Source organism: Enterococcus sp. HMSC072F02, assembly GCF_001837725.1.
GTDB lineage: Bacteria > Bacillota > Bacilli > Lactobacillales > Enterococcaceae > Enterococcus_B > Enterococcus_B lactis.
In genome coordinates this window covers 1-11591 of the sequence record NZ_KV833895.1, presented here as the reverse complement: position 1 = coordinate 11591, position 11591 = coordinate 1, and the positions used below count along the sequence as shown (strand labels likewise).

Genomic DNA, 11591 nt, shown 5'->3' with positions numbered 1-11591 from the left:
AAATCAGCGCCCTGACCTGAGTATTAGAGAAATAAACGGAAAAATAGCTCCTCATATTTTTCCGTTTTTTGAGCTAATTCCGAAGGAGACTGCGATACGCCTTTTGTTGCAGTCCTTTTTTAGTCTATTGAGCAATGTTGGCTAGCATTTTTCTCAATCGTCCTTTCGATAATCCAACAGCCTTTGGAGCTGAGTAATCTGTTGCTGTAATTCCATTCCTTTTGTCGTATCCCGATTAAGTTTGCGTGGGAGCTGCTGCTCGATCACTTTTTTTACATTCGTTTGATCAGATTTTTTTGCAAATTGTTGTTCAATAGGCAAGAACGGATAATGTGTCACGATTTGGAAACCGTAAGAATTGCATAGTAATGAGTAGCCAGCAATCCCGGTTTTTTTTTGATAAGCTTTGGATAGACCTCCGTCAATAACAAATGCTTTTCCGTTTGCTTTGATCGGTGACTCTCCTTTTTTTACTTTTACTGGCGTGTGCCCATTGATGATTGCTGAACCTTCTTCTTTTGCATCGAATTCTGCCAAAATTTTTTCACTGAACCACTCTTCATCTCGCAAGTGATAATAGGTATTGCTTTTTTCGACGTGCGTATGAGGCTCTGTGAGAAAATAGCGCTCAAAAGTGGCCATTTTACTCTTGCCGAATAAAGGCGAAAATGGCCCGCTCCACGCATACCAAATCAAATCGGTCGCCAAATCTTCTTTTGCAGTCAAATCTTTTGCGCTTTCAGTTATCTGTTTTTCAAAAAATCCCAGTAGTTCTTTTCCGCGATAAGATTGGTCTAATTCAAATGCTAAGAGCTGCCCCTTTTCATCTACAGGTATACAGCCATGAAACAGTACATGTTGATTGTTCGTGAGATACATTCCCCCTTTTTCTATCAAAAACGTCATGTGTTTTTGCATTCTTAACGAGTGCTGGAATGAATACATCAAACTATCGATCACTTTTTGTTCCTCTTCCAAGAATTTTTTGGGATCATCTGGCTGGATCGTTTGAAAACAAGTCCCTTTCAACTCATAGAGCTGACCTTCTAAATCGATTGTTGATTCTTCATAGTTGATTTTTTCCAGCAATTTACGATCGTCCATTTTAAATTCAGGTCGTCGATCCAACAACTGATGTTCTGATTTGAATTGGAGGATAGAAAGCGCTTGATGGATCTTTTCTAATTCTTCTTGCTCTCTTTCAGATAGATTTTCCCTGTTTTTAGGGGTAAATACAGGATTCTTCTGGTAGGTTTGATGGGCAAAAGAAAATAATGGACGTAAATTTATTCCATATTCTTTCTCTAATTCAAATAAATAGTTGTAGCGTGCAGCAATCCGTAAAAGCGTCAATAAACATGCCTCAGAGCCGCAATACGCACCAATCCACAAAATATCATGATTCCCCCACTGGATATCTACAGAGGAAAAATCCATGATTCGATCCATTACTTTGGCTGCTTGAGTTCCCCGATCAAAAATATCACCCACGATATGCAAATGATCGATGACAGATTTTTGGATCGTCTGCGCAAGTTTTGTTAAAAATTTTTCTTCTTCCTTCATTAAGACAAGTTGTTCAATGATTTTTTTTACATAGTCTTTTTTCCCGTTGATACGATCATCGATATACAAGAGTTCCTCAATGATATAGCTATATTCTTTCGGCAATCCTTTTCGAACTTTTGATCGAGTGTATTTGACTGTCGTAAACCGTAAAAGATCAATCAAACGATGGATCAGCTGGGATTTATCTTGTTTTTTGTACCAATCAGTCGTCAATACATATTCTGGATAAGCCGTAAAAATAGTGAATTGGCTGATCTCCGTTTCCGTCATTTGTTCAGAGAAAAGGTCTTTGATCTTTTCTTTAAGATTTCCTGAACCGATACGCAGAATATGATCAAAAGCAGGAAATTCGCCATGTATATCGCTCAAAAATAACTCTGTTCCTTTTGGAAGCTGCAAAATTGCTTCGAGATTGATGATTTCCGTGATGACATCTTCCGTTGTAGGGAACTTCTCTGAAAGTAAATCTAAATAGCGGTCCATTAAAACGCCTCCAAAAATTGGTATACTCAACATTATAAAGTTGTTATGCGCTATTTTCAATGAATATATATCCAATATAATAAAAAAATAGAAATAGGTCTATACAAAAAAGAAGCTGGGAACAATAAATGTCCAGCTTCCTTCTATATTTTTCTATATTTTATGCTTTTTTTCGTTCATTTCTCATAATTGAAATCGATTGTTTCAATGAACTCCATAATCCGCCTTCGCTATACACGAGTACATTCGATTTGTACATGTTTGCAGACAAGATCATCAATAAGAATGTCACGGCTACAAGTACCAACAAGGAAATCAATGCTCCACCCATACCGACTGTCTCATTTGCCAAGCGAACCGGCATAATATAGGAAGATAAAAATGGAATATACGAAGTGATCCGAATAACGATATTATTTGGATCTGACGCACCTAATATCAACCCAAGCATGTATCCGCCTAAAGATAAATAAGTCACTGGCAAGATTGCTTTTGCTGTATCTTCTGCTTTGTTGACCAAAGAGCCACATAAAGCTGCCAAAACAGAAAAAATCAAAATGCCAAAGATCATAAATAGAAGAGAATACCACAAGAATGGTCCAATCAAGTTATCCAATGAGATACCGTCTAATATATTTTTGACCATTTCCATATCTTTGAATTGACTGTATCCTATACCAAAAATAATACCGTATAATGCCATTTGCGTTAATGCAACAAGTAAAACACCTGTTAGTTTTCCGTAAAAATGCTTTTGTGCAGTCGTACTGGACAGGATCACTTCCATGATCCGCGTGCCTTTTTCAGAAGCGATCTCTTGTGCAATGATCTGCGCATACGTCAAAATAATAATGAACAAGACAATCGTTGCTACATAACTTACGACATATTGGACTGTCGAGTTATCTTCTCCAACTGTCATTTTTCCTTTTGAATCAAAATTGACTTTTTGTCGAGTCAAACTTGCTTGTTGGCTCAAGCTAGCTACTTCTTCTGGTGAAATGCCTAATTGACTTGCTCGAAGCATCGATTGCAAGCCAGTCAGTTGTTGTATCAGTAGTTGTGTACTTTGTCCTAATGAATTTTCGCTATAAAGCATCCCATTTATCTTATCATTCTCAGTTGAGACTACTAAATACGCATCGATTTTTTCTTCCGAAAGCTCTTTTTGTGCTTTTTCTTCAGAATCAACTGCTTTGAACTCAAAATCATCTGTTTTGACTTGGCTCATTTGCTGACTGATTTGCTCATTATCAGCCAATACGCCGATTTTATTGACATCACTATTTTGTTGAGCAAAGTTTCCTGCTACATAAATGATACCCAGCATGATAAAAGGGACTAATATCATGATCAAGAAAGAAATCGACTTAACATTTTTTAAATAGACATCTTTGGTAATAATCCAAAACTTACGCATCGATTTCACCTGCTTTCAATTTGAAAATCTCTTCCAAAGTTGGCGGTTGCTGGTTAAACATAGGAATGTAGCCGAACTGAGTCGCACGAGTAAAGATTTCTTTCCCAGCTTCAGGATCTTCTAATGTGATCTCTAACGTATTATCCTCACGAAGGATCACTTTTTTCACGCCTTCGATTTCTTCTACTTCCTGTTGACTTAACCCAGATTCCAAGAATAACTTCGTACGGCCAAATGATTCACGGATCTCATGGACTTTTCCATTCAAAACCATTTTTCCGTTTCGCAGCATGATCAAATGATCACAGATTTTTTCTACATTATCCATATTATGGCTAGAAAAAATGACACATGAACCGTGTTTTTTCAATTCCAATATTCCATCTTTCAGTAATTCCGCGTTTACCGGATCTAACCCGCTAAATGGTTCATCCAAAATGATCAATTTAGGTTCATGGATCAATGTGGCGATAAGCTGGACTTTTTGCTGATTCCCTTTAGACAAAGATTTTACTTTATCCGTCTTTTTCCCTTTTACCTGAAATTTTTCCATCCAAAAATCGATTTTTGGTTCAATTTCTTTTCTTGATTTCCCTCTAAGTTCTGCAAAATAAAGCAGTTGGTCTTGAATCGTTACTTTTGGATAAAGTCCTCGTTCTTCTGGAAGATAGCCGATGATATCATAATCTTTCTCCCCAAGATGATGACCATTCCATAACACTTCTCCCTGGTCTTGTGTCAAAAAATCCAAGATCAAACGAAAAGTCGTTGTCTTCCCAGCACCGTTTTGACCAATCAGCCCCATGATTTTTCCGTCTGGGATTTGGAAAGAGACATGATCGACAGCTGTGTAGTTCCCAAAAGTTTTAACAAGATTCTTGACTTCTAACATTTCTTCACTCCTTCTTCAATAAATCCATATATCCTAAGACACCAGATGTAAGCGATTTATTATTTACCAACAAAACGTATACTCTCTTGTTGTTGTAATTAAAATGATAGGACACTTTACTTTCTTTGTAAAGTGCCCTTTTCTCATTCCTGATGTAATTTATCAAATACGTTTTGTGCGACATTTTTCGGTAGTCCGATTTCTTGTAATTCTTCTATCGTAGCTGCTGTGATATTTTTCAATGATTTGAACTCTTTAAGCAACATTTTTTTTCGTTTCGGTCCTAGCCCTTCAATTTCGTCTAATCGGGAAGCAAAACTGTTTTTACTACGCAGCTGCCGATGGAAAGTGATTGCGAATCGATGGACTTCATCTTGGACCCGCTGGAGCAGGAAAAACTCAGGTGAATTTCGTTCAAGTGGTACTACAGCCAAATCTGTACCGAATAGCAACTCATTTGTTTTATGTTTATCGTTTTTTGCCATACCAGCAATAGGAATATCGATTCCTAATTGATTTTCTAAGACATCTTTTGCTACATCGACTTGTCCTTTTCCTCCATCAATCAAGATCAAATCAGGTAAAGGCAACCCTTCACGAATCACTCGTGAATATCTGCGATAGATGACTTCTCTCATCGATGCATAATCATCCGGTCCGTTGACTGTTTTTATTTTATATTTCCGATATTCTTTTTTTGCTGGTTTTCCATCAATGAATACGACCATCGCAGCCACAGGATTCGTCCCCATGATATTAGAGTTATCAAATGATTCAATGCGTATTGGGGTCGGGATATTCATTGCGTTTCCTAAACGTTCCACTGCTCCGATCGTCCGTTCCTGCTTTCTAGCAATCAGATCAAATCGTTCATTCAAAGCAACTGAGGCATTCTTATTCGCCAATTCCACTAATTTTTTCTTTTCGCCTCGTTTCGGTTGTAGAACTTTCGTATCCAACAAAGCTTCTACACTTGGCTTGTCGATCGTATCAGGAATCAAGACTTCTTTAGGAATGAAATGTTCATTTTCCTGATAAAACTGACCAATATAAGTCAAAAAATCTTCTTCTGCTTCGTTATAGAAAGGAAACATTGAAACATCTCGTTCAATTAACTTTCCTTGTCTTACAAAAAACACTTGGACACACATCCAGCCTTTATCAATCGCATAACCAAATACATCTCGATCCAGTAAATCAGTATTTGTCATTTTTTGGCGAGTCATGATTGTTTCGATAGCACGGATCTGGTCTCGGTATTCTGCAGCTTTTTCAAATTCCATGTTTTCAGCAGCTTTTTCCATTTTTTGATGGATCTCTGACTCGATTTTTTCGTGTCCTCCGTTTAAAAAGTTTTTCACTTCATCAACGATTTTCGTATAGACTTTCGGATCTACGTCGAAATAATAAGGACACAGACATTGCCCCAAATGATAGTAAAGACAAGGCTCCTTCGTCTGACTAGGTTTGCATTTTCTCAGAGGAAATAATCGGTCGAGAATCTTCTTTGTCTCATTCGCCGCACCGACATCTGGATATGGTCCAAAATACAGTGCTTTGTCTTTTAGTACTTTGCGAGTAATCACCAAACGGGGATATTTTTCATTCGTTATCTTAAGGAAAGGATAGGTTTTATCATCCTTTAACATAATATTGTATTTAGGATCATTTTTCTTTATCAGATTGATTTCTAAGAGCAAAGCTTCTATATTCGATTCTGTAACGATGTATTCAAAGTCTTCAATTTCACTAACAAGCCGTTCCGTTTTCGTATTATGGCTGCCAGTAAAATATGAGCGGACGCGATTTTTCAATATTTTGGCTTTTCCGACATAAATGATCGTTCCATTTTTATCTTTCATCAAGTAACAGCCGGGCTGATCAGGAAGTAAAGCTAGTTTGTTTTTGATTCGTTCGTTCATCTGGTACTCCCCTTCATATTCAATTAAAGTTATTATAGCATGTCTGTCAAAAAAACAATCCAGCCTGACAACGTAATTATACTCAAAAAATGTTAATTTGAATAACCTTAACTCAACCGCAAAAAAACCGAGGACGGAACTGAATTCAGTCCCATCCTCAGCTTATTTTTGCTTTAAGCTTTTATAAATATTGATCGATCATTTGACGTAGTTGTTCTTTTGAATGAACACCAACAGCTTTTTCTACTACTTGACCATCTTTTTTCAACATTAATGTTGGAATACTCATGATTCCGAATTGTTGAGGAGTTTCTGGATTTTCATCCACATCCATTTTAGCAATTCTGAATTCTTCTTCATCATATTCTTGTTCCAATTGATCCAAAATCGGTGCCTGCATACGACATGGGCCACACCAAGTTGCCCAAAAATCAATTAATACAAGTCCTTTGTCTGTTTCTTCATTAAATGTCTTATCTGTAATTACTTGTGACATATTAAAGACCTCCATTTTTAAAATCTATGACCAGTATAGCATTTCTATCCTTGGATAGCGAACCATCTGCTTACCTTTAGTAAGTTTTACTTAAATTTAACAATTGTTGCACCATTTCCGCCTTGATTTGCCGGTGCAAACTCAAAGCTTTTGACGCTCCGATGGTTTTTAAGATAATCAGTAATTCCCTTGCGAAGTGCGCCTGTCCCCTTTCCGTGGACAATAGTCACTTGAGGATAACCTGCTAGGATGGCAGAATCCAAATACTGATCTACTTCACTTAGCGCTTCCTCATATCGTTTTCCTCGAAGGTCCAATTGATTCGGCACATGACTGCTAGATTCAGAGCGTACAGCATGGACAACTCGTTGTGTCGGCTCTTTTTGAGGAGCAACAGGCGTCAGTTCGTCTTCGGACACATTCATTTTTAGTATACCGATTTCTACTTGCCACTGATTCCCGTTTTTACGTAAAAGCGTCCCTCTTTGGCCGTAAGTCGTAACCAACACTTCGTCTCCCGGTTTTAATGTTTTTTGTTCTTTCGCCTTCTTCAATACTTTATTTTTCTTCAATGTTTCTTCTTGATGTAGATTTGCTAATTGGGTCTTTGCATCGATCAACTGATGCTCTTTCACATTTCCTTGCCCGATCTGCTGTTGCATTTTACGAATATCAGCAATGATTTTTTCTGCTTTTTTTTCCGCCTCTGACACGACTTCATTTGCTTTTTTCTTTGCTTTCTCTATTTCTTTTTCACGTTCTTCAAAGAAATAGCTGTAAGCTTCTTTCAAATCATGATGAAGTTCTTGTGCCTCAGAAACAAAATGACGCATTTTCAGATATTCGGTCTCTGCCATTTTCCGGCGATTCTCTAAATCTGTGATCATTTCATTTAAATCTTGGCTCTCATCATTCATCAACTGCTTTGCTTCATTAATAACATCTGTATCAAGACCTAATCGGCTGGAGATTTCAAACGCATTGCTCCGACCAGGCACACCGATCAGTAAACGATACGTTGGACTTAGTGTATCCACATCGAACTCCATACTAGCATTAATCGTATTTGCCCGATTGTATCCATAAACTTTCAATTCAGGATAGTGTGTTGTTGCCATCACATAAGCAGACTTTTTACCAAGATCATCTAAGATCGCGATTGCTAGAGCAGCACCTTCTTGCGGATCTGTTCCTGCACCAAGCTCGTCAAATAGTACCAGACTTTTTTCATTGACTTTTGATAAAATATCTACAGTGTTCGTCATATGAGAAGAAAAGGTCGATAGACTTTGCTCAATCGACTGTTCGTCTCCTATATCCGCAAATACTTCTTCAAAAATACCGATTTGGCTTTCTTCTCCTGCAGGAATCGGCAACCCTGCTTGCCCCATCAGCTGTAACAGACCTAAAGTCTTCAACGTGATCGTTTTCCCACCTGTATTAGGTCCTGTAATGACGATGGCTTGATAGTCTTTTCCAATTGCGATGTCATTAGGAACTACTTTTTCCTGATCGATCAGCGGATGTCTTGCTTGTTTCAAGACGACATGATTGTCTTCACTGATTCCCGGCACGATGGCTTTTAGTTCTTTACCAAATCGTGCTTTTGCATTCATCAGATCCATTTTACCAATCACATAAGCATTGTGGATGATTTCTTGACGATGTGGAACAAGTTCTGCAGAAAGTTCACTTAAAATACGTTGAATCTCATTTCGTTCAGCGATTTGATATTGACGCAAACGATTATTCAAATCCACCACTTGTTTTGGTTCAATAAATAAAGTCTGTCCTGAAGCACTTTGATCGTGGACTACACCGCCAAATACACCGCGGTATTCTTGTTTGACTGGGATAACGTAGCGGTCATTTCGCATGGTGATGATTGCATCGCTCAAATATTTTGCGTTCTTCCCGCGGACGATTCCGTCTAACTGTTCACGAACAGCTTGTTCACTGCGACGAATGTTCTGTCTTATGATTTTTAGCTCAGGAGAAGCATCGTCGGTCACGCGTCCGTCTTCATCGATTGCTTCCTTTAAACGGCGACTTAAAACAGGAATCGTGACTAGCTGATCTGCCCACATATACAAACGCGCAAATTCAATTTCACTGTCAGAAAGATCATCAATGAACCGATGCAATTCACTTGTCGTAGATAACACTCTGGAAACTTGTGCAAGCTCCACTCCATTCAAATCTGCCCCGATTTCGATCCGTTTCATATGAGGGCGGATATTTTCAAGTTTTGGTATAGGAATCCCGCCTCGCAGACGTTGTACTTTCAACCCATCCTCAGTTTCTTGAAGCCATTCTGTGATCGTTTGTTTCTCGCTCACTGGTACCAATTCTGCCAGTTCTTCTTTTCCTTGTGCAGTCACTACAAATTGTTTGACCATCTGTTTGACTTTTTCAAATTCCAATGTTTCAAGGATTCGGTTATTCATTTTATCACCTTATCTTTCACTATGAAAAGAGGGCTGTGCCGGACATACGTTGCGCAGCCTTCTTAAATAAACTACTGTGTACAAAAAACAAAACATTCTTGTAAAAGTTTTTCTAAAAAAATATTTTCTAGCCCTATTTTCCTTAATTCAAAATATTCGTTACCCAAAGCTCATACATCTTGTTGGTAAGAAAGGGCGTTCTCTCAACGATAAAACGAGCGAAACTATGCTCGCCGAATTGATTTTGGACCACATCTAATGGAACAAAGGCAAGTAACTGCAAAATCAAAAATATAGTAACGTAAGCCATGATTAGTGACAGGATACCTCCTGCAATCCAGTCTACCTGTCTCAAGATCGGCACATATGTCAATCCATGGACAAAGACCCCCACAAATCGGGTGATCAGCCAGCCAATCAGCAAAATGATCAGAAAAGCCGTTCCTGCATAAAAAGCTTCATCTAGGTGAAAGGCAAATACTTGATCAAAAAATGCTAACTTTGATGTCGGGGTGACAGCTGGGTATGGAATGTATAATTCCAAATGACTTGCTAATGGTTTGTAAAAATGCTGGGCAGCAATAAATGACAACACATATCCGATTGCGAATATGACTTGTAAAGCAAACCCGCGACGTGCTCCAGAAAAAAACGCAATTAGCAATAAAAATAAAATCAGCAAACTCAGCATGCTACGTTCCTTTCTCTTCTAACTTTTTTAAATTTTTCTTATTTTGATAAAAGGATCTTAATTAGAAGATTTTTGTTTGATTTGTCCTTTTCGTTTTTCATTTAAAATCTGCTGTGCTTCCACATGATTTTTAATAGTATAATCTGCTTGACCATTTTCTTTCAGTACTTCTCGAGCTTCATTCTCGATTGCTTCCATGCGTTTTACGCGATTTTCAAGCTCTGTAAATTTGATCATTTTTTTCTTTAATTCTGCTGTTTCTTCTTCTAGCTCCAAGATTCTTTCTTGTTTCTTCAATTGATCCGAAAGCGCATTGACAGCCATCAAGATCGCTGCTTGTTCATTATCCATTTGTGGTGATAATTGTTTCAATTCTGCTAACTGCTCATTGATCAGCTTCGTTACGATATCCATATGATGCTTGGTTTCCCGTCCGATAATAGTATATGTTTGGTTGGCAATCACTGCTTTGTAGCGTGTTTTTTCGTGCGCCATACGAATCATTTCCTCCTATTTGATGAAAGTTTTATTTAGTGTACCATGAAGTTGGTTCTTTCACCGTTCTCCACAAATATTTTTCACATACTTAACTATTATATGATAAACTTTAAAAAAATGCTATGTCTCGCAACCTCTTAGAAAACGAAAAGTCAGGAGTTGCGGTATAGATTTATGTATAAAAACGAGGAGAATTTTATGAGCAACGTCATTATCAAAGCAACGAACGACCAACTTAGTCAAATGAAAGCACACTATCGCTCTTATTTGTTAAATAAACAGATTCCTTATACTATCTTTGCTGCTAAAAAAGACGGGACGACCATCACTGCTTACACATCAGGAAAAGTGATGTTCCAAGGGGCAAACGCAGAAACGGAAGCTCAGCGCTGGGGACAGGCACAGGATAAGCAGGCCAAACCAGCAAGAACGGTCTCTTCTTTGCCAAAAAATATCAGTCAATTATCCGTTTTAGGTAGCGATGAAGTCGGAAATGGCAGCTATTTCGGTCCACTAACAGTATGTGCTGCTTATGTGAAACGTGATCAGCTTGCAGAATTACGTAAACTTGGTGTTCGAGATTCAAAAGAGTTAAAAGATAGCCAAATCATCCAACTTGCTGATGTCTTAAAAGAAACTATCCCTTACAAACTACTTGTCTTGCCCCCAGAAAAATACAATGAGATCCAGCCAAAATACAATGCTGTTCGGATGAAAGTCGCTTTGCATAATCAAGCAATCCATTTGCTGCTAAAAAAGATCGCACCAGAAAAACCAGAAGCGATTTTGATTGATCAGTTTACGCCAGAAGCAAATTTTAAAAAATATGCGCGTTTAGAAAAAAATCACTTGCAAGAAAAACTGTACTTCGTTACTAAAGGAGAACAATATCATTTAGCTGTTGCTGCTGCTTCTATCATCAGTCGTGCCAGCTTTTTAGAAGAGTTAGACAAAGCATCAGCTGAAGCTGGAATCACCCTTCCCTCAGGAGCTGGAACGAAATCTGATCAAATAGCGGCAAAACTATTAGAAAAAGGCGGCATGCCTATGCTTGAAAAATATGCCAAACTTCACTTTGCCAATACAGAAAAAGCGTTGAAGCTAATAAAAAAATAAAAAAACTGTGACATAAGTCGTGTCACAGTCCCTTATTCCGAATAAACGGTGTTCAAT

Annotated in this window: 9 protein-coding genes; 1 reads left to right on the top strand and 8 read right to left on the bottom strand. The window is 38.0% G+C overall.

The window, feature by feature from the left end; all coding sequences use genetic code 11:
- Positions 1–153: 153 nt before the first annotated feature.
- The 8 genes from HMPREF2731_RS01735 to zapA form a co-directional block, all read right to left on the bottom strand.
- Positions 154–2052, bottom strand: coding sequence for a fructose-bisphosphatase class III (locus HMPREF2731_RS01735; RefSeq protein WP_070872194.1), 1899 nt, complete (start codon positions 2050–2052; stop codon positions 154–156).
- A 160-nt stretch (positions 2053–2212) separates the two neighbouring features.
- Positions 2213–3472, bottom strand: coding sequence for an ABC transporter permease (locus HMPREF2731_RS01730; RefSeq protein WP_070872192.1), 1260 nt, complete (start codon positions 3470–3472; stop codon positions 2213–2215).
- Entirely contained in the window at positions 3465–4364 is a 900-nt protein-coding gene (locus HMPREF2731_RS01725; protein WP_002290805.1) for an ABC transporter ATP-binding protein, read from the bottom strand. Before HMPREF2731_RS01725 ends, HMPREF2731_RS01730 begins: the two co-directional genes overlap by 8 nt.
- Positions 4365–4507: 143 nt before the next feature.
- Complete coding sequence (uvrC, locus tag HMPREF2731_RS01720) at positions 4508–6286, bottom strand: excinuclease ABC subunit UvrC (RefSeq protein WP_002290804.1); 1779 nt, start codon at positions 6284–6286, stop codon at positions 4508–4510.
- 181 nt (positions 6287–6467) lie between these two features.
- The gene (gene trxA / locus HMPREF2731_RS01715; protein WP_002290803.1) at positions 6468–6782 is read right to left on the bottom strand and encodes a thioredoxin; all 315 of its coding nucleotides are present in this window, start codon (positions 6780–6782) and stop codon (positions 6468–6470) included.
- 86 nt (positions 6783–6868) lie between these two features.
- On the bottom strand, positions 6869–9229 hold the full coding sequence (locus HMPREF2731_RS01710; protein ID WP_070703816.1) for an endonuclease MutS2: 2361 nt from the start codon (positions 9227–9229) through the stop codon (positions 6869–6871).
- Positions 9230–9371: 142 nt separating this feature from the next.
- Positions 9372–9920 carry a CvpA family protein gene (locus HMPREF2731_RS01705; protein WP_002333754.1) on the bottom strand — a complete coding sequence of 183 codons (549 nt, stop codon included), beginning with the start codon at positions 9918–9920 and terminating at the stop codon, positions 9372–9374.
- A gap of 57 nt (positions 9921–9977) precedes the next feature.
- Positions 9978–10415, bottom strand: a complete 438-nt coding sequence (gene zapA, locus HMPREF2731_RS01700; RefSeq protein WP_002290800.1) for a cell division protein ZapA — start codon at positions 10413–10415, stop codon at positions 9978–9980.
- Between the two features lie 201 nt (positions 10416–10616).
- On the opposite strand from zapA, the gene rnhC reads away from it, so the two are divergent.
- Positions 10617–11534, top strand: a complete 918-nt coding sequence (gene rnhC, locus HMPREF2731_RS01695) for a ribonuclease HIII (protein ID WP_002329499.1) — start codon at positions 10617–10619, stop codon at positions 11532–11534.
- Positions 11535–11591 lie beyond the last annotated feature (57 nt).